The sequence below is a fragment of the Sphingobium sp. LB126 genome (assembly GCF_002795205.1).
Taxonomy (GTDB): domain Bacteria; phylum Pseudomonadota; class Alphaproteobacteria; order Sphingomonadales; family Sphingomonadaceae; genus Sphingobium; species Sphingobium chungbukense.
The window spans coordinates 1,517,616-1,543,081 of the sequence record NZ_NETV01000001.1 but is presented as its reverse complement, the minus strand read 5'-3'; the positions used below and the strand labels follow the sequence as shown (position 1 = coordinate 1,543,081).

The window sequence follows — 25,466 nt, the reverse complement described above, 5'->3', positions numbered from 1 at the left end:
CGTTCCCTTGGCCGCTGGTTGACCTTGATCGGCTGGCGGCCTATGGGGCCGGACTTTAAAGATCCGGGCATTGCGTCATTTTCCGAAGCTGGGCGCGGCTCGGCTGGGATACGGCATGGTTCATTTCAACGATATCGTCGCACCGGATGCATTGGGCACGGCCCTTTCCGTGAACGGCAAGAAGCAATTGTTTCAGAAGGTTGCGGCGCTTGCGGCGAAAGCCTACGGCCTTGACGCCGATCTGGTCGCAGAGGCGCTGACCGATCGCGAAAAGCTGGGTTCGACGGGATTCGGCGGCGGTGTCGCGATTCCCCATGCCAAGATTCCCGATCTCCAGAAGATGTGCGGCGTGGTCGTACTGCTTGATCCGGCAGTGGCCTTCGACGCAGTCGACGAAACGCCGGTGGATATCGTCTTCGCCCTGCTTTCGCCGATCGACTCCGGGGCGGAGCATTTGAAGACCCTGGCTCGCGTGTCCCGCTATCTGCGCGACGAAGGCCAGGTGGCGCGTCTGCGCGGTGCCAAGTCGACCGCGGCGCTCCATGCCTTGCTGGCGGGTGGCGAGGCGCGTGACGCAGCTTGATCCCGGGCCTGACGGTGGCTCCTCGCCCAGCGGTGAGGCGGCGCATTTCCGGGCGTTGGAGAAACTCTATCGATCGGCGCCGATCAACCTGCTGTTCCGGTCGGAACTGACCATTCCGGAAGAAGGTCGATCGGTCATCCATTTCGACGTGGATGAAACGCAATTTCATGCTGCCGGCGCGGTACATGGCACCGTTTATTTCAAGATGCTGGACGATGCGGCCTTCTATGCCGCCAACAGTCTGGTCAGCGACCGGTTCCTATTGACGACCAGCTTCAACCTGCTGTTCACCCGGCCGATCGGACCCGGTCGCATCCGGGCCGAAGGGCGATGGATCAGCGGCAAGCGGCGGGTCTATGTGGCCGAAGCCAGCCTGATCGCTGCGGATGGCGAGGAGGTCGGGCGCGGCACTGGTACTTTCATGCGGTCGCAATTCCCGCTCTCTTCGCTGCCGGGCTATGCCGCCTGACCGACCGACCGGCGCTCGGCTGACCAGCGCGATGCTGGTCGGCATTCTGCTGCGGCGCAGCGCTGCGGAGGGCGGCTTTATCACGATACTCGTCAAGGGCGATGAAATCAGCGGTTCGATCCTGATTCAAGCGCTTGAAAAAGGACGGGAACTCGGCCTCTTCGAGCGCGTTTCTGACTTTGCGGGCGGCTATAGCCTCACCCGTTGCGGTCCGGAGCCGGAAAAGGGCGCTGAGGCCATGGCGCAATATCTTGCGCGCCGGCGACGTTCGGACCCCGATCTGTGGGTCATAGAGCTTGATATCGCGGATGCGGAACGGTTCGCCGCTGAAACGATCTGTTAACCGTTGACTCACTTTCCGCGCGCGGGCACAGGCCTCCGACGCTTTCAACGCGCAGGTTGCCGATTTCGTCCATGGGGGGCGGATGCGGGTAAACACGCAGACGGGGGGCGGCCGGGCGTCGGTGTATTTTGGGGTTTTTTGACGTCCCCGGCCAAGAACCGCACGATTTTGAGTTATAATGAGTTTCCGTCTCAAGGCTGCGATCATCGCGGCATTTGCCCTTTCCGCCACCGCGGCGGTCACTGCGGCCGACATGTCGAGCGCTTCAGAAGCTGCTCCATCGGTCACGTCCCTTCCGGGGATCACTGAGCTCAATGCAGCTCCGGCCGGCGTCAAGCCTGCCGTCACTTTTGCCGCGCCGCGCGAGATCGCGCAGCCGCTGGCCCCTCTTTCCAACAGCGACGATGTGAAGGCCGACAATCTCGCCGCCCTCGTGGATGCGCAAGGCGCCCCTGAGGATGTCGCAGGCGACATGAAGTGCCTGGCCGGCGCCGTTTATTTCGAATCCAAGGGCGAAAGCCTTGAAGGCCAGTTGGCCGTTGCCCGCGTCATCATCAATCGTGCCAAATCCGGCCGCTTCGCCGACAGCCTGTGCGGCGTCGTCTACCAGCCGGGTCAGTTCAGCTTCGTGCGCGGCAATGGTATGCCGTCGATCCGGCTGGGTAGCGAAAGCTGGCGCGAAGCCGTCGCCATCGCCCAGATCGCGATGGACGATAGCTGGGACAGCAAGGCTGAGGGCGCGCTCTATTTCCACGCGCGGCGCGTTTCGCCGGGCTGGGGCAAGCGCCAGCTCGCCGCGATCGACAATCATATCTTCTATCGCTGACGCGCTTTCGCGCCAGGCGCGAAGGGGGTGAAGAAGGGCCGGTTCGGTTGTCTGCCGAATCGGCCCTTTTCTTTTGTTCCCTTCCTGTTCTAAGAACCGGGAATGGAATCCGATCTTTCCGACAGTTGCTCACCCTTGACCGACGGCACGGCGCTGGCCGTGGCGCGAGGCACGCTGCGCCTGTTCTTCCGGCACGACATGAGCGGGATTTTGGAAGTGCCTCTGCCCAATGGCCGGCGTGCCGACATCATGGCGCTGGATGGGGCGGGGCGGATCACCATCGTGGAAATCAAGTGCAGCCGCGCCGACCTGCTCGGCGATATGAAATGGCCGGATTATTTCGACTATTGCGACCGCTATTTCTGGGCAGTGCCGTCGGGTTTCGACCTGTCGCTGTTTGAAAGCGAAGCGCTATGGCCGGGACGGACGGGGTTGATCGTCGCGGATCAATATGACGCCGAACTGGTACGGCCGGCGCCCATGGAACCGTTGGCCGCCGCGCGGCGCAAGGCGGAAACGCTGCGCTTCGCCAGGCGCGCGGCGCGGCGGCTGACGGCGATAACAGACCCGGATCATGCGGCGGAACTGGGCTGGTAGCGCGGGTGAGGGCGGGCATTTCCATTGCACGTCACCCCCGACTTGATCCGGAGTGACGCGATTGGCAAGGTCAGAAACGGGCCGAAATCAGAATATTGGCCCCTGTACCGGGCCCTTGGGCGCAGTCACGGTCTTGGCCGCGCTCAGCGCCTCCACCAGCCCCGGCGTGCGGGAATCGCGCTCTGCATAGTCCCGTGCCGACATACCGGCGATCGAATCGCGTTTGTCGGGATTGGCGCCCTGCGCCACCAGCAGCCGGACGAGCCCGACATCGCGGAGCTGCACCGCGCGGATCAGCGGGGTTTCACCGCTGCCATTGGCCTTGTCGACCTGGGCATTATAGGTGAGCAGGCTGCGCGCTCCTTCCTCGAAACGGGCCTGCACCGCATCCATCAGTGGGGTATTGCCATTATTGTCGGTCAGGTTCGGATTGGCGCCCTTGGCCAGCAAAAAGGTCAGCCATGTATTGTCGCGCCGGGCGACGACCAGGTGCAGCGCGGTGTCGCCCGTGGTGACGTCGCGGCTGTTGATGACGGTGGAGCCGGGCTTCTGGATGAGGTCGGTCACCTTCTGCCCGTCGGCATCCTTGACCGACTTCAGAAAATTGTAATTGTCCGAAAACTGCGCCTGGGCCGCGACCGGCGACAGCAGCGCCAGGGCCAGAGCGGCGGCGCGGCCAACGCCCATCCAAGCCGGAAAACATCCTGTCATTTTGTCCATAGCCCCGTTGGGATTTGCAAATCGGGCCATAGCAGGGCATGGCTGGCGGCGCCATGAACAAAGCTCTGATTTCGCTCGTCCTGCCGCTGATCGCCCTGCTGGCCGCCTGTAATATGGGGCCGGGCGGCAATGCATCAAGCGGGGAAGGGAGCGTTCAGGGCGATCTGCACGGGGCAAGCATCGGCGCGCCCTTCACCCTGACCGATCAGGACGGAAAGAAGGTCCGATGGGAGGATTTCAAGGGCAAATACCGGCTCGTCTATTTCGGCTATACCTATTGCCCGGATGTCTGCCCCGTCGATCTGCAACGCATCGCGCAGGGTTTTGCGAAGTTCGAGAAGGATAAGCCGGCCCTGGCCGCCAAGGTCCAGCCGATCTTCATCAGCGTCGATCCGGAGCGCGACACGCCCGCCGTCCTCAAGACCTATGTCGCGGCGTTCCACCCTCGCCTGATCGGCCTGACCGGCACGCCTGACGAGATCGCCAAGGTGGCGAAGGATTTCGTCGTGCTCTACAACAAGGAAAAGGCGGAAGGGGCGAGCGGCTATCTGGTCAGTCACAGCCGTACGCCTTATCTGTTCGATGCCGACGGCGCGCCGGTCGCGCTGGTGCCGGTGGATGATCCGGGGACGCCGGATGCCGATGAGGGCGATCCCGCCAAGGTGACGGCCTTCCTCGAAAAATGGGTGAAGTGACGGTTGGACTTCTGGGAAAAGCCCCTCGACAAGCTTGACCGCGCCGAATGGGAAGCGCTGTGCGACGGCTGCGGCAAATGTTGCCTGCACAAGGCCGAAGATGAGGATACGGGGCGCATCTATCCCACCAATGTCGCCTGTCGGCTGCTTGACCGGCACAGCGGGCAATGCACCAATTACAAGGAACGGCGCCGCTTCGTGCCTGACTGCGTGCGCCTGACGCCAGCCAAGGTGAGGACGATAAGCTGGTTGCCGCGTACCTGCGCCTATCGGCTGCGGGGTGAGGGCAAGCCGCTGCCGGAATGGCATTATCTGATCTGCGGCGACCGGGAAGCGGTGCATCGAGCCAGGGAGTCCGTGCGCGGCTGGACCATTGCCGAGGCGGATGCGGGGGATTGGGAAAATCACCTTGTCGATCGAGAACTTTGACCCGGAGATCCTGATCGACGGCGTTGCCGTCCCGGTGCGGGTCTGCCGGTCGGCGCGGGCGAAGGCCTATCGGCTGTCGCTCGACCATGCGCGCGGGGAACTCAGGCTGTCGTTGCCGACACGGGCGAATTTGCAGCGGGCGCTCGGCTGGGCGCAGGAGCATGAAGGCTGGGTCCGATCGCAATTGGCGCGGCAACCGGCGCGCGTGATGCTGGGCGACGGCGCCGTCTTCCCGCTGGAGGGAAGGGAAGTGCGCATCGGTTGGATCGAAGGAGCGTCCCGCACGATCCGGTTGGAGGAAGATCGGCTGCTGCTGGGCGGGGCGGTGGAATCAGTGGCACCGCGCGTGCTGCGCTGGCTCCGGATGCGGGCGAAGGCGGTGCTGGAAACAGAAAGCCATGCCATGGCACGCGACAATGGGCTGACCGTGGCATCGGTCGGTATCGGTGATCCGCGCAGCCGCTGGGCTAGCTGCGCTTCCAGCGGCGTGATCCGTTATAGCTGGCGGCTGATCCTCTGCCCGCCGGAGGTCCGCCGGGCGACCGTCGCGCATGAACTGGCGCATCTGCTGCATATGGATCACAGCCCCGCCTTTCATGCGGCGCACAAGCGGATTTTGGGCGCGGACCCGCGTCCGGCGCGGGCCTGGCTGCGCGCCCATGGAACGGCGTTGCATCGTTTTGCGGGCTGAGCCATGGGCAGGAAGAGGCGCTATCTGACGGCCACCATGTCGGACGGTTATGTGAAGACCATCGGACCGACGGCCGACCCCTTCACCCATTATTGGCGGATCGTTGCCGAACTGGAAAATGGCAGGACGGAGGTCTTCTGGGGCCATACCCGTTCGCTGGCCGAGGCGAAAAGGAAACGAGGCGCGGCGGCGGAGGGCGCCCGGATGCGCGGATGGAAAAGCTATGCGTTCGAGATAGCGGAACTGGTCGAGACCCCGCTCTAATCTTCCCGGCCCCTGTGCGGCCAGGCGCCCGTCGCTCCTGCGGGACAATCATGCGCGACCGTGCGGGCATGGGGCAGGCCACAGGCGCGGCAAGTGAGGTAATCGCCCGGTTTCAACCCATGGCCCACCGCCACCCGCTCGTCGAAGACATAGCAATCGCCCTGCCATCGGCTGTCTGTTTCGGGCATTTCCTCCAGATAGCGCAATATGCCGCCGCGCAGATGATAGACCTCGTCAAAGCCGCGGGCACGCACCAGCGCGGTCGATTTTTCGCAGCGTATGCCGCCGGTGCAGAACATGGCGATGCGAGGTTCGCGGCCCTCCTCGCGCAGTTTTTCGGCAAAATCGTCGAACCAGGCAGGGAAATCGCGGAACGACCGCGTTTCTGGATCGATCGCGCCTTCGAAACTGCCGACCGACACTTCATAGGCGTTGCGGGTGTCGATGATCACCGTGTCGGGGTCCGCTATCAGGTCGTTCCAGTCCGCCGGATCGAGATAGGTGCCCGCCCGGTTGGCGGGATCGAGATCGCCCGCGCCCAGGGTCACGATCTCCGCCTTCACCTTCACCTTCATCCGGGCGAAGGGCGCCTCTTCGCTAACGGCATATTTGACGTCGAGATCTGCGCAGCCCGGCAAGGCGCGGATATGCGTCACCAGCGCCGCGATGCCCGCTTCGCTTCCGGCGACAGTGCCGTTGATTCCTTCGCCCGCGACGATCAGCGTGCCGCGGGTTTGCAGCTCCGCACAGAGCAGGCGCAGATCGCGCGCGATCGCGTCCGGATCAGGAAAGGAAGCAAAGCGGTAAAGCGCAGCAATGGTGAAGGGAACGGCCATGCCTGCCCCATAGCGCTTTGCCTGCCCTCTTGAAAGCGGGGAGCCAAGGGGGCATAGCCGGGCGATGGTTCCCCTTTCGTTCGCCGGTCATGAGTTTCTGGCTTTGCCCGAAGCCGCGCTGTTCTGGCCGGCGCAAGGCGCGTTGCTGGTGGCGGACCTGCATTTCGAAAAGGCGAGCTGGTTCGCGCGTTTCGGCCAGTTCCTGCCACCGCTCGACAGCCACGCAACGATGGACATGATCGAGGCATTGGTCGACCGGACCGGCGCGCGGGCGGTCTGGTCGCTCGGGGACAGTTTCCATGACGCCGATGGCGCGGCTCGGCTCGATGCGGAGGCGCGCGCGCGCCTTGGGATATTGACCGGCCGGCTGGACTGGGTGTGGATCACCGGCAATCATGACGTGGCCCTGGCGGAAACCCCGGGCGGCAGGCGCTGCACGGACATGCAGGTGGAGGGCATCCGGTTGCGGCATGAGGCTGATCCGACCGATCCCCGCCCAGAGATTTCGGGCCATTTCCATCCCAAATTCCGCCTGTCTCTGCGGGGGCGGCATGTGTCGCGGCGTTGCTTCGTGGGATCGCGAACCAAGCTTATCCTGCCGGCACTCGGCGCACTGACGGGCGGGCTTGATGCTGGGCATGGGGAAATCAGGCGGGTCATGGGTCCTGACGCCATGGCGATGGTGCCGGTTGCGGACCGGCTGCTGCGTTTTCCACTGAATCCGAAATGACCCTACGGAAACGCTAATTTAAGCTGTTGCTGCTAGGTAACAGGTCATGAGAATCGTGGCACGATTGGCGGTTAAACATCCGAAAATACAGGACTATCTTGCCTTCGTGATGCCATATCCGCATTATTCGCCCATGTCCGACGCGTGGAGAAAATCGTGCGGATGAGGAGAGGAGCATAATATGAAGGGGAAGAGCTTTTGGCTGATATCCGCCGGCATGGTCGCATTGGGCAACATTCCGGCTGCATGGGCGCAGGACAGCGGCGCCGCTGTTGAACCGGACAACGCCACGATCATCGTCACCGCCACCCGGCGAGCCAGTCCCTTGTCGGACGTGCCGATCGCCGTGTCCGCGGTCACCGCGCAGGCGATGCAGAATAGCGGCGCCACCGACATCCGGTCGCTGAACCAACTGGCGCCATCGCTTCTGCTGTCCTCGACGGGCACGGAAGCCAACGCATCGGCGCGTATTCGCGGCATCGGCACGGTGGGCGACAATCCGGGGCTGGAAAGCTCGGTCGCGGTGTTCATCGACGGGGTTTACCGCTCACGCACCGGCGCAGGCCTCAACGAACTGGGCGAGATCGAGCGGGTCGAGGTACTGCGCGGGCCGCAGGGCACGCTGTTCGGCCGCAACGCTTCGGCCGGCCTCATCAACATCATCAGCAAGGCGCCGGAGTTCAAGCTCGCGGGCAAGGCCGAGATCACCTATGGCAATTATGATTATTGGCGTCTGGCGGGCCGCATCACCGGGCCGGTCAGCGACCAGTTGGCGCTCAGCCTGGACGGCGTCTGGTCGAAGCGGGACGGCTTCTATGACCTGATCGATACGACCGGAAAGAAGGTTGGGGACACCAATGACCGCGACCGTTATTTCCTGCGCGGCCAGGCGCTGTTCGAGCCGAATGACGCGCTCTCCATCCGCCTGATCGGGGATTATACCCATCGCGACGAAAGCTGCTGCGGTGCCGCCTATATCGAGACGCGCGAACGGCTGCCGCTGGCGGGCGGGGGCTACAGGACCGCGCCGTCCAACCGCATCGTCACCATCCTGTCCCGGCAGGGCAGCGTCTTCGCCGCCGATCCCTATGACCGCGACCTCACCATCACGCCCGGCCGCGATTATGTGAGCAAGCTCAAGGATTGGGGCGTTTCGGGCGAGATCAACTATGATCTGGGCGGCGCCAAGCTGACCAGCATCACCGCCTATCGTGATTATAAGAGCCAGGATTACGGCGATTACGACTATAGCGGCGCAGACCTGCTCTATCGCGATCCCAATACCTATCGCCAGTTCAGGACCTTCACTCAGGAATTGAGGGCGCAGGGTTCGGCCTTCAACGGCGTGCTCGACTGGCTGGTCGGTGGCTATTATGCGCATGAGAAGCTGACGCTGGAGGATAATATCCGCTTCGGCGCCGATTATGGCCGGTTCGCGGCGTGCCGCTTGATGGCGGGCGCGGACGCCCAACCCTCGGCGCTGTTGGCGCTGGCGCCCAATTGCGCCTCGCCGCTGGGATTGGCCGGCCTTGGCCAGGCGCTTGTCAATGGCGGCCTTCCCGCGCCGCTCGTGCCGATCCTGACGGGAAATCTCACCCGGTTGGCGAGCATTGGCAGCGCCGGCACGGTGGGCGATGTCGACAGCCGCTATTTCCAGAAGAGCGAGAACTGGGCGCTGTTCACCCATAATATCGTCCATCTGACCAGCAGGCTCGATCTGACGCTGGGCCTGCGCTACACGCATGAGACCAAGCGGTTCAGCGCGGACCTCAACAACGACAACAGCATCTGCCCGCTGCTTCAGGCCAGAACCCCCGGCGCGACGAACGACCTGTACGAGATCGCGACGACCATCAATCCCGCGACGGGCCAGCCCTTGTTCGGACGGGCGGCGGCGCTGGCAGGGGGCATTCTGACTCTGGGTTGCCTTGGCAACGGCTCGACGGGGCTCAGTGCGCTCAATCTGAACGACAAGATGAGCGACGGCCAATTCTCCGGCACCGCCGTCCTGTCGTGGAAGCCGGTCGACGAACTGATGGTCTATGGCAGCTATTCGAAGGGCTATAAGGCGGGCGGCTATAATCTGGACCGCTTCCAACTGGGATCGACCGGCCTCAATCCGGTGCCCGCCGTGTTCGCGCCGCGCAGCGATGCCGACGTGACCAGCCTGCGCTTCGCCGCGGAGAAGGTCGACGCGTTCGAAGTGGGCTTGAAATATGCGCAGCCCAAATGGAGCGCGAACATCGCCGTCTTCCGGCAGGAGTTCAAGGATTTCCAGTTGAACACCTTCAACGGCACAAGCTTCGTCGTCCAGAACATCAACGGCTGCGACAGCGCGCTGACGACGGCGCGGACCTGCGCCAGCGGCGACGTGGGGCCGGGCCTGATCAGCCAGGGCGTGGAGCTGGAACTGTCGGCAACCCCGGTGCGCAACGTCCGTTTCGCCGGGGGCTTCACCTATGCCCGCGCCAAATTCGCCAACCGGCTGGTCGGCAGCGGCAATGGGGCGGTGCCGCTCGATCCGGCGCTGTTCCTGCTGCCGGGATCGATCAACTCCCAGGCGCCGGAGGTCGTGACGACGGTCAGCGCATCCTGGACGCCGTCATTGGGCAGCAACGGCCTGTCGGCGCTCTTCTATGTCGACGGGCGCATGAGCAGCGACTTCAACACCGGCTCCGACCTGTTCCCGGAAAAGCGGCAGGACGGCTATGCGGTGTTCAACGCCCGCGTCGGCATCCGTGGGCCGCAGCAGCGCTGGGCAGTCGAATTCTGGGGCCAGAATATCTTCAACCAGGATTATACCCAGGTCGCCTTCAGCAGCCCGCTTCAGTCGAGCAGCCCCGACCAATCCTCCATCGGTCAGTTCGGGCGGCCGGGCAATGTCATGGCGAACCAGTTGATCTCCGCCTATCTGGGTGATCCCCGCACCTACGGCATCACGTTGCGCGGGAGTTTCTGATCATGCCCCTGCCGCTCGCCGGAACCGGGCGAGCGGCGGCCGGGCGTTCGCCGAACAGGGCGGTGCCGACGCGAATGTCGGTCGCGCCGAGCATGATGGCGGTTTCATAATCGCCCGACATGCCCATGGAGAGGCGCGCAAGCCCTTCCTCACGCGCCATTTTCGCAAGCAGCGCGAAGAAGGGCGCGGGCTCGATCCCGGCCGGCGGCACGCACATCAGGCCGAGCAGCGGGATATCGGCGTCGCGGGCCGCCTGGATAAGGGCGGGCGTGTCGGCAATGGCGCAACCGCCTTTCTGCTCCTCCGCGCCGATATTGACCTGGATATAGCAGGGGATACGGCGTCCGGCCGCATCCATCGCCCGAGCGAGCGCGGTCAGCAGCGACGGTCGGTCGAGCGAATGGATGACGTCGAACAGGGCGACGGCGTCGGCCGCCTTGTTGGACTGGAGCTGGCCGACCAGATGCAGCGACAGATCGGCGGATTCTTCGCGCATGGCGGGCCATTTGCCTTGCGCTTCCTGCACGCGGTTTTCCCCGAAGACGCGCTGACCCGCCGCGATCAGCGGCCGGATGGCGTCGACGTCCTGCGTCTTGGACACGGCGATCAGGATGATGTCGTCGGCGGTGCGGCCGGTCAGGCGCGCGGCGCGGTTCATGGTCTCGCGCACAACGGCCAGCCGTTCGGCAGCTTCGATGGTGTCGGTCGTCATGGCGGCTGCTATAGGCAGGCTCATGAAGGCCCGCCACCGCAAAAAATTGCCGACCATCTGGTTGATGACCGATGAGCGTGTGGGGGAGGAGGCGCTGTTGGCCGCGGCGCGGCGCTTGCCGAAGGGCCGGGCGGGAATAGTGCTGCGCCACTATGGCACGGACGGGGTCGGACGGAGGGCCTTGTTCGATCGCCTGGCTTCCATCGCCCGCCGCCGCCGTCTGACATTGATGCTGGGCGGAACCGCAGCGGAAGCGGCTGCCTTGCGGGCGGACGGCTGGCATGGACGCGACAGGCGCAGGAGTCCGCGCCCGCTCCTCCGCAGCATGCCGGTGCATGACAGGCGGGAATTGCAGGCAGCTTTGCAGGGCGGCGCGGATTTCATCTTTGTCTCGCCGTTATTTCCGACGCGCTCGCATCCGGGGAAGAAATGGCTGGGGCAGGCGGGATTCGCGGCGCTGGCGCGGCTGTCGCCTGTGCCGGTCATGGCGTTGGGCGGTGTTCGCGCGACGCATCGGCAGATGCTGAAGGGCATTGGCGCCTTCGGCTGGGCCGCAATCGATGGCCTGTCGATCGAATCGCGATGATAGTAGGGTCTAGGTGGGAAGCGGACCCTTTCCTTTCGTCGCCCCGGACTTGATCCGGCGTCCCGCTGCCTTGGTCTGGCGCTGCTTCGGAAGAAAGCGGGACCGGGGTGACGGGAACAGCGCAGTTTCCTGGCCAGACTAAATCCGGCCAGCGAACGGAACCCTGACGGTCCTCAATTCCCTAGAATTTGAAGATCGTGCCGAGATAGACGGCCTGCGCATCCTGGCGGTCGTCGGTCATTGGCGTCAGTCGGCCAGCGAAGCTGTTATTATAGCGGATGCCGGCGGTGACGTTCAGGTTACGCGTCAGCGAATAGGAACTGGCCAGATCCAGCGAATAATCCTTGTCCGCATTGGGATTGCGAAGGGTAGCAGCCGGTTCGCGACGGCTTTCGATCAGCACCTTGGTGCTGAAGCGGTCCTTCTTGCTGTCCTGATCCAGCGAGAAATTCCTGGCGCCCGCCATTTCGACCGGAACCGGGTCCAGTTCCTTGCGGCCGACGGCCTCGGGCAATGCGAATTTGCGCCAGTTATGCGCGCTGTTCAGGCTGAAGGCGACCGGCGCGATATTCAGCGGGTCCAGCGTCCGGGTGACAGCGACGCGATCATTGAGATCGGCCGCGCGGACCATCACGGTGACGGAGCGCTGGCCGCTCAGCGAACCGCTGGTTGGGGTGAACCGGAAATTCTGGCGCCCCGCCGACGCTACGATCTTCGCATAGGCAGCAGCCAGGCGGGGATCCTTGGTCGTGGGCGTGAAGGAGGAGATGCTGCCCAGCGCGCCGAGCGAAACGGGAATGTCAGCGCGCATCCGGACGAGATCGGTCGCCGCGCCGATGGCAGGAGACAGCACGAAGCCGGCGACGGCGACGGCCGAGCCCACCAATGCTATATGTCCCCTTTTCAGGCGCATGTTACGAGTCTCTTCCCCACCGACTAGTTTTCTGTGGTTTCTTCTACATCCAAGACTCTGAAATTGGTAGAGTGCCGCCACTATTTTGTCTGAGCTGTTGCACGGAACACACAGGACCCGTTCGCCGCCGCGACGAACCGTGACGGGCCTTCCTTGGCGTGCGCCCGACTCCCCCTTGCCGATTGGCGCGGCTGCTCTATAGAAGCGAGGCGTTTTTCTTGTTTGATGGGACAGTCATGATGGTCCGCCGCCTTTCCACGCCCCTTTCCGCCGGTCTGCTGCTGGCTGCTGTTTTGCCGCTCGCCGCCTGCGGTGGCGGGGCCAAGGAACGTCCCAAGGCGGATCTCGCCGCGTCCAAGGTCACGACCATCGGCGTCAACGCCTATCTGTGGCGGGCGAGCCTCGACACCCTGTCCTTCATGCCGATGGTGCAGACGGATTCGAACGGCGGCGTGATCGTCACCGACTGGTACGCCAATCCGAACAGCCCGAACGAACGGATGAAGCTGACCGTCTCGATCCTCGATCAGGACCTGCGCGCCGATGCGTTGCGTGTCGCCGCCAGCCGTCAGGTCAGCCAGGGTGGCCAGTGGGTCGACGCCCCGGTGCAGGCCGCGACCGTGCAGAAGCTGGAAGAGATCATCCTGACCAAGGCCCGCGATCTGCGCCGCATGGCGATTGCAGGCTAAAGCCCCTTTCCGTCGATTTTGTTGAAACAACGGGGCTGGGCTTCACAAAAGCTCGGCCCGAATGCATTTTTGAGGACCAATCCATGCAAAGGCGCTTCAACCCACTTGAGGCCGATGCCCGCTGGCAGGCCGTCTGGGACGAGAAGCAGACGTTCAAGGCGTCCGATAGCAGCGACCGCCCACGCAGCTATGTGCTGGAGATGTTCCCCTATCCGTCCGGACGCATCCATATCGGCCATGTGCGCAACTATTCGATGGGCGACGTGCTGGCGCGTTTCCGCCGGATGACGGGACATGAAGTGCTTCACCCGATGGGCTGGGACGCATTCGGCATGCCGGCGGAAAATGCCGCGATGGAAAAGAATGTGCATCCGGGCGGCTGGACCCGTTCCAATATCGCGACCATGCGGGCGCAGCTCAAGAAACTGGGGTTCGCGCTCGACTGGAGCCGTGAGCTGGCAACCTGCGAGCCGGATTATTACGGCCATGAGCAGGCGCTGTTCCTTGACATGCTGGAAGCGGGCCTCGTCTACCGCAAGGAATCGGCGGTCAACTGGGACCCGGTCGACATGACCGTGCTGGCGAACGAGCAGGTGATTGACGGCCGGGGCTGGCGGTCCGGAGCGCTGGTCGAGAAGCGCAAGCTCAGCCAGTGGTTCCTCAAGATCACCCAGTTCGCCGACGACCTGCTGGGCGGCCTCAAGACGCTCGACCAGTGGCCCGACAAGGTGAAGCTGATGCAGGAAAACTGGATCGGCAAGTCGGTCGGCCTGCAATTCCGTTTCACGCTGGACACGCCGGTCGGCGAGATCGGCGAACTGGAAGTTTTCTCCACCCGTCCCGATACGATTTTCGGTGCGAGCTTCGCGGCGATCGCGGCGGATCATCCGATCGCGCTGGCGCTGGCCGAAAAGGATGCTGCACTGCACGCCTTCTCCGACGAGTGCCGCCAGACCGGCACCGCCGCGGCCGAGATCGAGACGCAGGAGAAGAAGGGCTACGACACCGGCCTGTCGGTGATCCATCCTTTCACCGGACGCAAGCTGCCGCTGTTCGTCGCCAATTTCGTGCTGATGGACTATGGCACCGGCGCCGTCATGGCGGTTCCGGGCCATGACCAGCGCGACCTCGACTTCGCGCGCAAATATATGCTTGCCGTGGAGCGGGTCGTCGCTGCCGAGGGCGACGAGGACAAGGGTATCGGCGAGGAGGCCTATACCGGCCCCGGCAAGCTGGTGAATTCGGACTTTCTCGACGGGCTTGGCGTGGAAGAGGCCAAGGCCGAAGTCATCCGTCGTGCCGAAACCGGCGGTTGGGGCACCGGCAGCACCGTCTTCCGCCTGCGCGACTGGGGCGTGTCGCGCCAACGCTATTGGGGCACGCCGATCCCGGTCATCCACTGCGACGATTGCGGCGCCGTGGGCGTGCCCAAGGAGCAGCTTCCCGTCGTGCTGCCGGAAGATGTCAGTTTCGACATTCCCGGCAATCCGCTGGACCGCCATCCGACGTGGAAGCAGGTCGATTGTCCGAAATGCGGCAAGGCGGCGCAGCGCGAAACCGACACTTTGGACACCTTCGCGGATTCAAGCTGGTATTTCATCCGCTTCGCCAGCCAGCCCAAGGACAAGCCTTTCGACCGCGAGACGGTCGAGAAATGGCTGCCTGTCGGCCAGTATATCGGCGGCGTGGAACATGCGATCCTGCATCTCCTCTATGCCCGTTTCTGGACCCGCGCGCTCCAGCATATGGGTCAGATCGGCTTTGCAGAACCCTTCACCGGCCTGTTCACCCAGGGCATGGTGACGCACGAAACCTATAAGTCGCCCGAGGACGCCTGGCTCGCCCCGCAGGATGTGGAGCGCCAGGGTGACAAGGTGGTGATGATCGGAACCGGCGCGCCGGTGACGGTCGGCCGGGTCGAGAAAATGTCCAAGTCCAAGAAGAATGTCGTCGATCCCGATGACATCATCGCCCAATATGGCGCGGACGCGGTACGCTGGTTCATGCTGTCGGATAGCCCGCCGGAACGCGACCTGCCCTGGACCGAAGCTGGCATCGAAGGCTCCTGGCGTTTCGTCAACCGCCTGTGGAGGCTGTTCGGCGAGGCCGACAAGGCCGCGGAAGGGCAGGACAAAAGCCTCGACCGCAAGCTGCACCAGACCATCGACGGCGTCGCCAGGGACATAGAGGCGCTGTCCTTCAACAAGGCGGTGGCGAAGATCTACGAACTCACCAACGCGGTCGAAAAGGCCAAGCCATCGGCCAGCCGCAGTGCGGCGGTCCGGGCGCTGGCGCTGCTGGTCGCGCCGATGACCCCGCATCTGGCCGAAGAGGCCTGGGCGGACATGGGTGAGCAGGGCCTGGTCGCGGAAGCCGCCTGGCCTGACGTCGACCCGGCCTTGCTGGTGGAGGATGAAGTGACCATCGCCTGCCAGGTCATGGGCAAGCTGCGCGACACCATCACCGTTCCCAAGGGCACGGCCAAGGACGAACTGGAACGCCTTGCCCTCGCCGCGCCCAATGTGGTGCGGACGCTGGACGGGGCCACGCCGAAAAAGATCATTGTGGTGCCGGATCGTCTGGTGAATCTTGTCATCTAGCGAGGAACCGTTCGCCCTGAGCTTGTCGAAGGGCGGCCCGAACGGCTAGAGGTTGGTCGATGAAACGCGCTGTCCCCCTGTTCCTCGTCGCCCTGTCCCTCTCCGCCTGCGGCCTCCGCCCCGTCTATGGCGGGGGCAGCCATGGCGCCGTCGCGCGCGCACTGGGCGCTGTCGAGGTGCAACCGATCGAGGGCAAGGGCGGCTGGCTGGTGCGCAATGCGTTGAATGACCGGCTGTCGGCGATGAGCGGCAATGGGCCGGGCTATAAGCTGGTGGTGAAGCTGGACGACAATATCAGCGGCTTCGGTCTGCGTTCCGACGCCGCCGTCACCCGCGAGCGGCGGACTTTGCGCGCCCGTTATCAATTGATCGATTCCACCACCGGCGCACAGATATTGGACGACACCGCCGGATCGGATGTCGGCATCGACGTCGTCTCCAGCGAATATGCGACCATCGCCGCGGAAGATACGGCGCTCGAACGTCTGTCGCAAACGGTCGCGGATCAGATCGTCAACCGGCTGGCGCTGTTCGCCCAAGGGCAACAGACGCGGGAAAAGGCGCGTTGAAGGCCAATCGCGGCCAGATCGAAAAGGCGCTCGACGCAGCGGGCCAGGGATCGGCCGCCGATTGCCGTTTCTTCCTGCTTTACGGCCCCGACGAAGCGGGCAGCGCCACACTTGCCAAGCGCCTGGAGCGTGCCATGGGGCCGGAGGCGGAGCGGATCGACCTTGACCCGCCGACGCTGCGCGACGATCCGGCGCGGCTGGCGGACGAGGCCGCATCCTTTTCCATGTTCGGGGACAAGCGGTGGATTCGCATCAACGGCATGGGCGAGGAATCTCTCCCCGCCGTGACCGCGCTGCTGGAGGCGGAGGTGGCGGGTAATCCCGTCATCGCCATCGCCGGGGCGCTCAAGGGCACGTCCAAGCTGCTGAAACTTGCGCTCGACCACAAGCAGGCGATGGCCTTCGCCTCCTACCAGCCCGATGCGCGGGAGGCAGAGCAGATCGCCGTCGCGATCGCGCGGGAAGGGGGCCTGCGCCTGTCGTCCGACCTTGGGCGGCGCATCGCCGACCTCACCAATGGCGACCGCACGCTGATGGCGGGGGAGGTGGAGAAGCTGATCCTCTATCTCGACGCCGCCCCCGACCGGCCGCGCGAGGCGACCGAGGAAGCGCTGGACGCCCTGTCCGCCGACAATCCCGATTCCGATGCCGCGCCGCTGGTAAACGCGGTGCTGGGCGGCGATCTGCGCGGCATGCACCGGGAACTGGGCCGCCTGGCGGAGGCGGGGACGGCGATGGCGGCGGTCCTGCGTCCATTGCTGACCCGCGCTATGCTGCTCGCCAATATCCGCGCCGATTTCGATGACAGTGGACGGCTGGAGGGCGCGGTCGAGGCAGCGGGCAAGGCGGTCTTCTGGAAGGAGAAGGGCGTCGTCACCCGTCAGGTCCGCATATGGGACGCCATCGGCATCGCCCGCGTCATCCAGCGGCTCGCCCAGGCGGAGCGCGCCAGCCGATCGGGCCGGGGGCTGGGCGACCTGATGGTCCGCCACGAATTGCTGGCCATTGCCCGGCAGGCGGCGCGGGAGCGATAAGCCTAATCGCTTGATCGCACGACAAGCCGTCGCCATATTGCTGCCCATGGACAAGCTCACCCTGACCGATGCCGAATGGCGCGATCGCCTTTCCCCCGAACAATATCATGTCCTGCGGGAGGGCGGCACGGAGCGGGCGTTCACCGGCAAATATAACAGCAACAAGGCGGACGGCCTGTATTTCTGCGCGGGTTGCGGCACGGAGCTGTTCGACGCGGAAGAGAAATATGACAGCGGATCGGGCTGGCCCAGCTTCACCGCACCGGTCGACATCGATGCGGTCGACGAAATCCGCGACACCAGCCATGGCATGATCCGTACCGAAGTGCGCTGTTCGAATTGCGGCGGGCATCTGGGGCATGTCTTTCCCGATGGGCCGGGGGTCAACGGCCTGCGCTATTGCATGAACAGTGCGTCGCTCGATTTCAAATCGCGCGACGACGTTGAATAATCGTTCATCGCCTGTAAAGCGTGGCTTCTCTTGAGAGGCCTTCCTTTTTGTGCGGCCTGCACTGCTTTTCCACTGGCCGCCATTCAACATAGCGCATATCCGGGCGAACCATGGCACGATCAGGCAGCGAACCGCGAGGCAGGGTGAAGAAGTGGCTGATACGGGGCCTCAAGATCGGTCTGGTCGGCATCGTCAGCGCCGTCATCGCGCTCGTGGTGGCGGTGGTCATCGCTTATCAGTCGCTGCCTGACTATGAATCGCTGAAATCCTCGCCCAATGGGCAGATGATCCGGGTCCATGCGGCGGACGGAAGCGTCATCGTCACGCTGGGGCCGAGTTATGGCCTGTGGATGCGCTATGAGCAGATTCCGACCGTCATGGTCGACGCCATGGTCTCGACCGAGGACAAGCGCTATTATCTGCATCCCGGCGTCGATCCGGTCGGCATGGCGCGTGCCGCCTGGGTGGCGCTGGAACGGCGCGGCACCGGCCGTCGGTGGCAGGGCGCCTCCACCATCACCCAGCAGGTGACGCGCAACATCTTCCTCAACAACAGCTATAGCTGGGGCCGCAAGGTTCGGGAAATGGTGCTGGCGCTGGCGCTGGAACGCAAATTCTCCAAGCGGCAGATCCTCGAACTCTATTTGAACAAGGTTTATTTCGGCGGTGGCGCCTATGGCATCGATGCCGCCAGCCGCAAATTCTTCGGCCACCCCGCGACCAGCCTCAATCTTCCCGAAGCCGCGATCATCGCGGGGCTGGTGAAGGCGCCGTCCAGCTATTCACCCACCGCCGACAAGGAAGCGGCCATTGGCCGTGCGGGCGTGGTGCTGGAATTGATGCAGGAAAATGGCGCGATCAGCGCGGCGGAGCGTGCCGGCACGAATCTTCAGGACGTGAAGATGGCGCCCGAGCCGCCGCAGAACAGCGTGCGCTATTTCACCGACTGGGCGCTGCCGCAGCTCGATACGCTGGTCGACGAACCCAATGAGCCGCTGGACGTCTACACCACCATCGACCTCGCCATGCAGAAGGCGGCGACCGCGGCGATCCAGGCCAATGTGCCCAAGGGCACGCAGGGCGCGCTGGTGTCGCTCGACCGCGACGGCGCGGTGCGGGCGATGGTCGGCGGGCTGGACTATGTGACCTCCAACTACAATCGCGCCACCACGGCGACGCGCCAGCCGGGGTCTTCGTGGAAGATCTTCGTCTATATGGCGGCGCTGGAGGCGGGCTATACCCCCGATACCGGCGTCACCGACAGTGCGGTCGACATCAACGGCTGGAAACCGCGCAACAGCAATGGGCGCTTTTCCGGCGACATCGATATCCGCACCGCCTTCGCCTATTCGGTCAACACCGTGGCGGCGAAACTGGGGGTGGAGGTCGGTTTCCCGACTGTGGCGGACATGGCGCGGCGCTTCGGCATCACCACGCCGATCAACACCCACCCCTCGATGGTGCTCGGCACGTCCGACGTGCGGCTGCTCGACATGACCCGTGCCTTCGCTTCAATCGCGCGCAAGGGCGTGGCGGTGACGCCCTATGGCATCACCAAGGTCACGACCGCGGACGGCCGCGTCCTTTACGAACATCAGGATGACACCAGCCGCGTGCTGGTCGCGCCCTGGGTCGCGGCGGGCATGACCGACCTGATGCAGACCGCCGTCAGCACCGGCACCGGCAGGGCGGCGCAGATCGGCCGCCCCGTTGCGGGCAAGACCGGCACCACCAGCAGCAACAAGGACGGCTGGTTCCTGGGTTTCTCCAGCGGCATCACCACCGGCGTCTGGATGGGACGTGACGATGCCCGTGCGGTGGGCGTATTGCAGGGGGGGCGGGCGCCCGCTCATGCCTTTGCCGACTATATGAAGGTGGCCGTCGCCAGCCGGCCGGTCGAGCAGTTCGAGACCCAGGTCACGTTGCCCGAATGGCAATTGGAACCGGATGAGGAGGCCTATTACGGCCAGCCCGACAGTGGCGCCGATGGCGGCATGATGGTCGATGAGAACGGCCTGCCGATCGAGCGTGGCCAGCCGCAGCAGAGCGGCGACGATCAGCAGCAGCCGGACGACAGCGCACAAACGGCGCCCGGTTCCGCCGAACGGCCGCAACCGCCGCGCCTGGACCAGCAGTGGATCGACAATGTGCTGGGCCGGAACCGGCAGCAGCCGGCGCCGCAACGTTAGGAATGGAACATGCTTCTGCCTCCGCAGGAGCATGCAATATCATGAAGCAGAATGTCCGGTGCTAACCTGCCTGCCGCCGCGTCGCGGCAAAGCGTGTGCGGTCGAGTAGGCCGGTATCGGGCAACAGGAAGTCGACCTTCCCCCGCCCGAAATCGATGGCCACCCGGTCGAAGATCTTGAGCGCGTCGATGCCGAGCAGCAGCGCTGGCTTGTCCTGAAGGTCCAGTTCCGCGAAGGGCCGCGCATCGGCGAACATCACCGGCGTGTTCTTCAGCGTCACCCCGCCCATGCGCACCCGGTCGATCAGGCCGAGTTGGCCGGCCAGCGTCTCGCCCGTCACGCTGGTCAGCGCCACGAGGTTCAGCGCCGGAGCCTTCCTCTTGCGCACCAGCTTGTTCATCAGCGCCATGTTGCCGACGCTGATCGACGTGCCGGTATCGAGTATGATGCTGACCTTCGTCCCGTTCACGTCGGAATCGAGCAGGATCAACTGACCCTTGCGCCGCCGTGCTTCGACGATGATGGCGTTGGGATCGCGCCAGCTCTGTTTGCTGTTGCTGATCTCCATTCGCCCCGTCCGAAAATTGAGCAGCAGCCGCTTGGCGTGCAACCCGTCCAGTCCCAACAGCCCCGGCGCACCGATATTCTCGCCCTCCAGCACGGGGGCCTCGATATCGTCCACCACGGTCTTGCCGAAGCCGAGACGCGGCACCGCGACCGTATTCACCTCCGCCTGACCGGTCATGCTGATGACGGTCACCCGCGCGCGTACCGGCAGCGCGAGCCGTTCGGCGAGGTCGCGGGCGATGACGGTCCGCTGCGACCCGGTGTCGACCACGAAGTTCCACGGCCCCTTGCCGTCGATCCGGATCGGAATGGTGATGCGCGTATCGGAACTGGGGACGGTACGGACGACTGCGGGCGGCTCATCGGAATCGGGCGCCGGGCGATCCTGCGCAGCGAGCGGAGGGCTGGCGATCGCGACGGCGATGCCCAGAGCGGCGCGTAAGCGTCCCATCTCCTCTTCCTTCCTTATTCTGCCCCACTATAGCATGGGCCTCCGCTTTCCGCCCATCCCATTTCATTCGCGACAGGGCGCATATCGGCAATTTTCTGTCGGTCCAAATGGCTTAGCCACCTTGACTTGGGCTAGGGCAGATCGCTAAACGCCAGACATTCTATCCCGCCCGTCCGGCGCGGGTTCTTCCCGAGTCTTTTGCCGGGTCAGCCTTCCCACCTCTCCCTTCTCTCGTCTCTCATTCCATCGGAATCCACACGAATGCACCTTAAGGATCTCAAGAAAAAAGCGCCCGCCGAACTCGTGACCATGGCGGAAGAACTGGGCGTCGAAGGCGCATCGACCCTGCGCAAGCAGGATCTGATGTTCGCGATCCTCAAGGTCGAGGCCGACAATGGCGAGCAGATCATGGGCGAGGGCACGATCGAGGTGCTGCCCGATGGCTTCGGCTTCCTGCGCAGCCCGGAAGCGAATTTCCTGGCCGGTCCCGACGACATCTACGTCTCGCCCAACCAGGTCCGCAAATTCGGCCTGCGCACCGGCGACACGGTGGAAGGCGAAATCCGCGCGCCCAAGGACGGCGAGCGCTATTTCGCGCTCACCAAGCTCATCTCGGTCAATTTCGATGACCCGGAAGTCGTCCGTCACCGCGTCAATTTCGACAATCTGACGCCGCTCTATCCGACGCAGAAGCTGACGCTCGATGCGACCGACCCCACGGTCAAGGACAAGTCGGCCCGCGTCATCGACATCGTCTCGCCGCAGGGCAAGGGCCAGCGCGCGCTGATCGTCGCGCCGCCGCGTACCGGCAAGACCGTGCTGCTCCAGAATATCGCCAAGGCGATCACGGACAATCATCCCGAAGTCTTCCTGATCGTCCTGCTGATCGACGAGCGCCCGGAAGAGGTCACCGACATGCAGCGCAGCGTGAAGGGTGAGGTCGTTTCCTCGACCTTCGACGAACCGGCGCAGCGCCACGTCCAGGTTGCCGAAATGGTGATCGAGAAGGCCAAGCGCCTCGTGGAACACAAGAAGGATGTGGTGATCCTGCTCGATTCGATCACGCGCCTCGGCCGTGCCTACAACACCGTTGTTCCGTCGTCGGGCAAGGTGCTGACCGGCGGTGTCGACGCCAACGCGCTCCAGCGGCCGAAGCGCTTCTTCGGCGCGGCGCGCAACATCGAGGAGGGCGGTTCGCTCTCCATCATCGCGACCGCGCTCATCGACACCGGCAGCCGCATGGATGAAGTCATCTTCGAAGAGTTCAAGGGCACCGGCAACTCGGAAATCGTGCTGGACCGCAAGGTGGCGGACAAGCGCATCTTCCCGGCGCTGGACGTCGGCAAGTCCGGGACCCGCAAGGAAGAATTGCTGGTCGACAAGGCCAAGCTTTCCAAGATGTGGGTGCTGCGTCGTATCCTGATGCAGATGGGCACGGTCGACGCGATGGAATTCCTGCTCGACAAGATGAAGGATTCCAAGACCAACGAGGATTTCTTCGACTCGATGAACCAGTAAGCGGCGCAGCGGTTTGTGCCTTGAAAGGGCGCAAGCCGGTCTGCACCATCAAGCGCCACGATTTTTCGGGCCGTCAGACTTCGGTCTGGCGGCCATTATTGTTCAGGGGAATAACAGGCCGTGATGCTCGACCTCATCGCAACCGCCGCCGCAGCGGCCATTCAGGGACCCGGATCGCTCAGCGATATCTGGGCGCATATCGTCAATGATTTCAGCAATATCGGGACGCCTGCGGCGCTGGCCGCCTTCGGTCAGGTCTTGATGATCGACGTGCTGCTGGCCGGCGACAATGCCATCGTCGTCGGTGCGCTGGCAGCGGGATTGCCGGCGGAGCAGCGCAAGAAGGTCATCATGATCGGCATCATCGCCGCGCTGGTGCTGCGTATCGCCTTCGCGCTGGTGGTGACACAATTGATGCAGATTGTCGGCCTGATCCTGGCGGGCGGATTGCTGCTCCTCTGGGTCGCCTTCAAGATGTGGCGCGAATTGCATCCGAAGCGGGGTGGGGACACGCCCGACGATGCCAGCGACGACGACATATCCGGCCTGCGCCCGGCCAAGAGCTTTGCGGGCGCGGCCTGGGCCGTGGCGGTGGCGGACGTGTCGATGAGCCTCGACAATGTGCTGGCGGTGGCCGGCGCGGCGCGGGACCATCCGGGCATCCTCATCATCGGGCTTATTCTATCGGTGGCCCTTATGGGCATCGCTGCGAACATCATCGCCAAATATATCGAGCGCTTCCGCTGGATCGCCTATCTCGGCCTTGCGGTCATCATCTATGTGGCGGTGAAGATGATCTACGATGGCATTGTCGATCACCAGGTCGGCATATTGACCTTGTTCGTCTGAATCGTCGGATGCGCGGCGGATCGGCCATCCGCCGCGCTTTTCCATGTTAGGCGGACGGCAGCTTCATGACGGAATGAGCAGGGTCGTCCCCACCGTTTGCCGGTCTTCCAGCGCCCGATGCGCTTGGCCTGCGTCGGCCAGGGGAAAGCGCTGACCGATCACCGCCTTCACCACGCCCTGCGCCATGCGATCGAACAATCGTCCCGCCGTATGATCGAGTTCGCTTGGCGTAGCGATATAGTCGAACAGGGTGGGGCGCGTGACGTAAAGCGAACCGCCCCGGCTGAGGTCGAGCAGGCTGACCGGCGGCACCGCACCCGACGCATTGCCATAGCTTACCATCAGCCCGCGCCGCTTGAGCGAGTCGAGCGATGCGCTCCAGCTATCCTTTCCCACACCGTCATAGACGACATCCACACCCTTGCCGCCGGTCAGTTCCCGGACGGTTGCGGCCAAATTGTCGAACGGCCCATGCAGACTATGATCTGCTTCGACCAGGGCCGCCTTTTCCGCCGATCCACAATGGGCGATCACCACAACGCCCTTGTCGCGTAGCCAGGGGACCAGCACAGATCCGACGCCGCCAGCCGCAGCATGCACCAGCGCGACCTGCCCCGCCTGCAATGCGATGCTGTCCTCGGCAAGATAGCAGGCGGTCATGCCCTTCAGCATGATGGCCGCGGCATCGTCCAGGCTGACGGCGTCGGGAATCTTCACGGCCTTGTCAGCTGGCACGATGCGATGCGTGGCATAGGCGCCGAGTCCGCTGACACAGCCGACCTTGTCACCCACGGCAAAGCGGCTCACACCCGGTCCCACGGCGACGACATGGCCTGCACCCTCGGACCCCAGCAGGATCGGCAAGGGTGCGTGATAGAGGCCGCTGCGATAATAGGTGTCGATGAAGTTCAGGCCGACGGCATGCTGTTCGATCAGCACCTCGCCTTCGCCCGGATCACCCGGATCGAAATTCTCGCATGTGATCACCCCCGGTCCGCCATGGGACCGGGCCACCATCCGCCAGGCCTCTGTCATCGCGATATTTTCCTTGTTCTAAAGATGGGCCGCGAAGAAATCAGCGGTGCGCCGGTCGGCCAGTTGCGCAGCTTCCTCGTTGCGGCGATTGCCCATTTCTGCGGCGAAACCATGGTCCAGCCCCTCATAGTCATGCAGGGTGACGTGGCGATTATCCTTCAGCCCCTCATGCATCTTCTGTTGCACCTCGGCCGAGACGAAGCCGTCGGCGGTCGGGATGTGCAGCATCACCGGCTTGCCGATCGCATGCTGTTCACCCAGCAGCCCGTCAATGCCGACACCATAATAGCCGACAAAGGCATCGCCATCGGTACGGCAGGCCGACATGAAGGCGAGCCGTCCGCCCAGGCAATAGCCCGTAAGACCAACCTTGCCGCCATCGCCCAGTTCGGCGCGCGCAGCCTTGATCGTCGCTTCGATATCCTGGATTCCCAGATCCTGATCGAACTGGCCGAAAAGGCCGAAGGCCTGCTGCAGTTGCTCGGGCACGTCCGCGTCCAGCTCGATATGGGGTTCGATCCGCCAGAACAGATCGGGTGCCAGCGCCAGATAGCCCGCCTTGGCCCAATTGTCGCATTTGCGGCGGATGCCCTCATTCACGCCGAAAATTTCCTGGATCACGATGATGGCCGCCTTGGGCGTCCCTTCTGGCCGGGCGATATAGACGTCGAACCGGGCGTCGCCTTCCAGAGTGGAGACGGGTGCAAATGCTGCCATGGAGAGATCCTTTCCTTTTCCGACAAAGCCGTGATGGGCCGCATAATGGCGCTTGATGGGCCAAGTGCAAGCCGGTCCACCGTCAAAAAATTTGCCTTGGCCGCCCATGTTGCGGCATGAGGAGGGCTCGATGGACGCCCCTATTAAAAGGTAGCATGATATGAAGGTCAGCGTGGATGTGGATTGCACACCTGCCGAAGCGCGGGCGTTCCTCGGCTTGCCGGATGTGACGCCGATTCACGACAAATATGTGAAGACGATGCTCGACAGCTTCGATGGTGTTGCCAATGTCGAGCAGATGGAAACGCTGTTCAAGAGTTTCTCTCCCTTGGGCGATGCAGGTATGCGTCTGTTCAGGCAGATGATGGATATCGGCCTGTCCGGTATGCAGGGCAAGAATGATGACAAGGGGCAGGGGTGATCCCGTCGCCTCTTCGGATTGAT

General features: G+C 63.8%; 28 protein-coding genes. 21 read left to right on the top strand and 7 right to left on the bottom strand.

What is annotated here, in order from left to right; genetic code table 11:
* The first annotated feature begins 115 nt into the window (after positions 1 to 115).
* The 5 genes from CAF53_RS07555 to CAF53_RS07535 all read left to right on the top strand — a co-directional run bounded on the left by CAF53_RS07555 (position 116) and on the right by CAF53_RS07535 (position 2,818).
* Positions 116 to 583: a PTS sugar transporter subunit IIA gene (locus CAF53_RS07555; RefSeq protein ID WP_046762072.1), complete on the top strand. Its 468-nt coding sequence runs from the start codon at positions 116 to 118 to the stop codon at positions 581 to 583.
* Positions 543 to 1,052, top strand: a complete 510-nt coding sequence (locus CAF53_RS07550; protein ID WP_046762071.1) for a PaaI family thioesterase — start codon at positions 543 to 545, stop codon at positions 1,050 to 1,052. The genes CAF53_RS07555 and CAF53_RS07550 overlap by 41 nt, the downstream gene beginning before the upstream one ends.
* Positions 1,042 to 1,395, top strand: a complete 354-nt coding sequence (locus CAF53_RS07545; protein WP_046762070.1) for a DUF1491 family protein — start codon at positions 1,042 to 1,044, stop codon at positions 1,393 to 1,395. Before CAF53_RS07550 ends, CAF53_RS07545 begins: the two co-directional genes overlap by 11 nt.
* A 178-nt stretch (positions 1,396 to 1,573) precedes the next feature.
* Entirely contained in the window at positions 1,574 to 2,221 is a 648-nt protein-coding gene (locus tag CAF53_RS07540) for a cell wall hydrolase (protein WP_046762069.1), read from the top strand.
* A gap of 102 nt (positions 2,222 to 2,323) precedes the next feature.
* Positions 2,324 to 2,818 (top strand): MmcB family DNA repair protein, encoded by a 495-nt coding sequence (locus tag CAF53_RS07535; RefSeq protein ID WP_046762068.1) that lies wholly within the window; start codon positions 2,324 to 2,326, stop codon positions 2,816 to 2,818.
* A gap of 87 nt (positions 2,819 to 2,905) precedes the next feature.
* Here CAF53_RS07535 and CAF53_RS07530 read toward each other — a convergent pair whose 3' ends face one another.
* The gene (locus tag CAF53_RS07530; RefSeq protein ID WP_100237726.1) at positions 2,906 to 3,505 is read right to left on the bottom strand and encodes an ankyrin repeat domain-containing protein; all 600 of its coding nucleotides are present in this window, start codon (positions 3,503 to 3,505) and stop codon (positions 2,906 to 2,908) included.
* Between the two features lie 71 nt (positions 3,506 to 3,576).
* Between CAF53_RS07530 and CAF53_RS07525 the strand changes: the two genes are divergently transcribed.
* Genes CAF53_RS07525 through CAF53_RS07510 form a run of 4 tightly spaced genes read left to right on the top strand, consistent with a single transcriptional unit; the run spans position 3,577 to position 5,617 of the window.
* Positions 3,577 to 4,233: an SCO family protein gene (locus CAF53_RS07525; RefSeq protein WP_197707378.1), complete on the top strand. Its 657-nt coding sequence runs from the start codon at positions 3,577 to 3,579 to the stop codon at positions 4,231 to 4,233.
* Positions 4,234 to 4,236: 3 nt separating this feature from the next.
* On the top strand, positions 4,237 to 4,662 hold the full coding sequence (locus CAF53_RS07520; RefSeq protein ID WP_046762067.1) for a YcgN family cysteine cluster protein: 426 nt from the start codon (positions 4,237 to 4,239) through the stop codon (positions 4,660 to 4,662).
* The gene (locus tag CAF53_RS07515; RefSeq protein WP_100237725.1) at positions 4,643 to 5,353 is read left to right on the top strand and encodes a YgjP-like metallopeptidase domain-containing protein; all 711 of its coding nucleotides are present in this window, start codon (positions 4,643 to 4,645) and stop codon (positions 5,351 to 5,353) included. Before CAF53_RS07520 ends, CAF53_RS07515 begins: the two co-directional genes overlap by 20 nt.
* 3 nt (positions 5,354 to 5,356) lie before the next feature.
* Positions 5,357 to 5,617 (top strand): hypothetical protein, encoded by a 261-nt coding sequence (locus CAF53_RS07510; protein ID WP_046762065.1) that lies wholly within the window; start codon positions 5,357 to 5,359, stop codon positions 5,615 to 5,617.
* Here CAF53_RS07510 and CAF53_RS07505 read toward each other — a convergent pair.
* On the bottom strand, positions 5,614 to 6,453 hold the full coding sequence (locus CAF53_RS07505; RefSeq protein ID WP_100237724.1) for a rhodanese-related sulfurtransferase: 840 nt from the start codon (positions 6,451 to 6,453) through the stop codon (positions 5,614 to 5,616). The two genes, CAF53_RS07510 and CAF53_RS07505, sit on opposite strands and share 4 nt — an antisense overlap.
* Positions 6,454 to 6,517: 64 nt before the next feature.
* On the opposite strand from CAF53_RS07505, the gene pdeM reads away from it, so the two are divergent.
* Together pdeM and CAF53_RS07495 are read left to right on the top strand one after the other, a co-directional pair.
* Positions 6,518 to 7,183 carry a ligase-associated DNA damage response endonuclease PdeM gene (gene pdeM / locus CAF53_RS07500; RefSeq protein ID WP_100237723.1) on the top strand — a complete coding sequence of 222 codons (666 nt, stop codon included), beginning with the start codon at positions 6,518 to 6,520 and terminating at the stop codon, positions 7,181 to 7,183.
* A gap of 181 nt (positions 7,184 to 7,364) precedes the next feature.
* Positions 7,365 to 10,142, top strand: a complete 2,778-nt coding sequence (locus tag CAF53_RS07495) for a TonB-dependent receptor (RefSeq protein ID WP_100237722.1) — start codon at positions 7,365 to 7,367, stop codon at positions 10,140 to 10,142.
* Here the strand turns inward: CAF53_RS07495 and CAF53_RS07490 are convergent.
* Positions 10,120 to 10,854, bottom strand: a complete 735-nt coding sequence (locus CAF53_RS07490; RefSeq protein WP_046762589.1) for a YggS family pyridoxal phosphate-dependent enzyme — start codon at positions 10,852 to 10,854, stop codon at positions 10,120 to 10,122. The genes CAF53_RS07495 and CAF53_RS07490 overlap by 23 nt on opposite strands.
* Positions 10,855 to 10,876: 22 nt before the next feature.
* Here CAF53_RS07490 and CAF53_RS07485 point away from each other — a divergent pair, with 22 nt between their 5' ends.
* A complete protein-coding gene (locus CAF53_RS07485; protein WP_100237721.1) occupies positions 10,877 to 11,440 on the top strand; it encodes a thiamine phosphate synthase in 564 nt (187 codons plus the stop codon).
* A gap of 181 nt (positions 11,441 to 11,621) precedes the next feature.
* On the opposite strand, the gene CAF53_RS07480 is transcribed toward CAF53_RS07485, so the two are convergent.
* Complete coding sequence (locus CAF53_RS07480; RefSeq protein ID WP_046762061.1) at positions 11,622 to 12,353, bottom strand: hypothetical protein; 732 nt, start codon at positions 12,351 to 12,353, stop codon at positions 11,622 to 11,624.
* A 239-nt stretch (positions 12,354 to 12,592) separates the two neighbouring features.
* On the opposite strand from CAF53_RS07480, the gene CAF53_RS07475 reads away from it, so the two are divergent.
* From CAF53_RS07475 to CAF53_RS07450, 6 genes are all read left to right on the top strand, one after another.
* Entirely contained in the window at positions 12,593 to 13,042 is a 450-nt protein-coding gene (locus tag CAF53_RS07475; protein ID WP_100238732.1) for a DUF3576 domain-containing protein, read from the top strand.
* A gap of 83 nt (positions 13,043 to 13,125) precedes the next feature.
* Complete coding sequence (gene leuS, locus CAF53_RS07470) at positions 13,126 to 15,642, top strand: leucine--tRNA ligase (RefSeq protein ID WP_100237720.1); 2,517 nt, start codon at positions 13,126 to 13,128, stop codon at positions 15,640 to 15,642.
* Positions 15,643 to 15,701: 59 nt separating this feature from the next.
* Positions 15,702 to 16,211: an LPS assembly lipoprotein LptE gene (gene lptE / locus CAF53_RS07465; RefSeq protein WP_046762059.1), complete on the top strand. Its 510-nt coding sequence runs from the start codon at positions 15,702 to 15,704 to the stop codon at positions 16,209 to 16,211.
* The gene (gene holA, locus CAF53_RS07460; protein ID WP_100237719.1) at positions 16,208 to 17,245 is read left to right on the top strand and encodes a DNA polymerase III subunit delta; all 1,038 of its coding nucleotides are present in this window, start codon (positions 16,208 to 16,210) and stop codon (positions 17,243 to 17,245) included. Before lptE ends, holA begins: the two co-directional genes overlap by 4 nt.
* A gap of 46 nt (positions 17,246 to 17,291) precedes the next feature.
* Positions 17,292 to 17,696, top strand: a complete 405-nt coding sequence (gene msrB, locus CAF53_RS07455; protein ID WP_100238731.1) for a peptide-methionine (R)-S-oxide reductase MsrB — start codon at positions 17,292 to 17,294, stop codon at positions 17,694 to 17,696.
* Between the two features lie 110 nt (positions 17,697 to 17,806).
* The gene (locus CAF53_RS07450) at positions 17,807 to 19,885 is read left to right on the top strand and encodes a PBP1A family penicillin-binding protein (protein WP_046762056.1); all 2,079 of its coding nucleotides are present in this window, start codon (positions 17,807 to 17,809) and stop codon (positions 19,883 to 19,885) included.
* A 61-nt stretch (positions 19,886 to 19,946) separates the two neighbouring features.
* Here CAF53_RS07450 and CAF53_RS07445 read toward each other — a convergent pair whose 3' ends face one another.
* Positions 19,947 to 20,903 (bottom strand): retroviral-like aspartic protease family protein, encoded by a 957-nt coding sequence (locus CAF53_RS07445; RefSeq protein WP_046762055.1) that lies wholly within the window; start codon positions 20,901 to 20,903, stop codon positions 19,947 to 19,949.
* Positions 20,904 to 21,164: 261 nt separating this feature from the next.
* Here CAF53_RS07445 and rho point away from each other — a divergent pair, with 261 nt between their 5' ends.
* Together rho and CAF53_RS07435 are read left to right on the top strand one after the other, a co-directional pair.
* A complete protein-coding gene (gene rho / locus CAF53_RS07440) occupies positions 21,165 to 22,421 on the top strand; it encodes a transcription termination factor Rho (protein ID WP_007689303.1) in 1,257 nt (418 codons plus the stop codon).
* Positions 22,422 to 22,544: 123 nt separating this feature from the next.
* Positions 22,545 to 23,270, top strand: coding sequence for a YjbE family putative metal transport protein (locus CAF53_RS07435; RefSeq protein ID WP_046762054.1), 726 nt, complete (start codon positions 22,545 to 22,547; stop codon positions 23,268 to 23,270).
* A 63-nt stretch (positions 23,271 to 23,333) separates the two neighbouring features.
* Here CAF53_RS07435 and CAF53_RS07430 read toward each other — a convergent pair whose 3' ends face one another.
* Positions 23,334 to 24,305 (bottom strand): quinone oxidoreductase, encoded by a 972-nt coding sequence (locus tag CAF53_RS07430; RefSeq protein ID WP_232307422.1) that lies wholly within the window; start codon positions 24,303 to 24,305, stop codon positions 23,334 to 23,336.
* Positions 24,306 to 24,323: 18 nt separating this feature from the next.
* Positions 24,324 to 25,022: a dienelactone hydrolase family protein gene (locus tag CAF53_RS07425; RefSeq protein ID WP_046762053.1), complete on the bottom strand. Its 699-nt coding sequence runs from the start codon at positions 25,020 to 25,022 to the stop codon at positions 24,324 to 24,326.
* Positions 25,023 to 25,182: 160 nt separating this feature from the next.
* Here CAF53_RS07425 and CAF53_RS07420 point away from each other — a divergent pair, with 160 nt between their 5' ends.
* The gene (locus tag CAF53_RS07420) at positions 25,183 to 25,443 is read left to right on the top strand and encodes a DUF6489 family protein (protein ID WP_046762052.1); all 261 of its coding nucleotides are present in this window, start codon (positions 25,183 to 25,185) and stop codon (positions 25,441 to 25,443) included.
* Positions 25,444 to 25,466 lie beyond the last annotated feature (23 nt).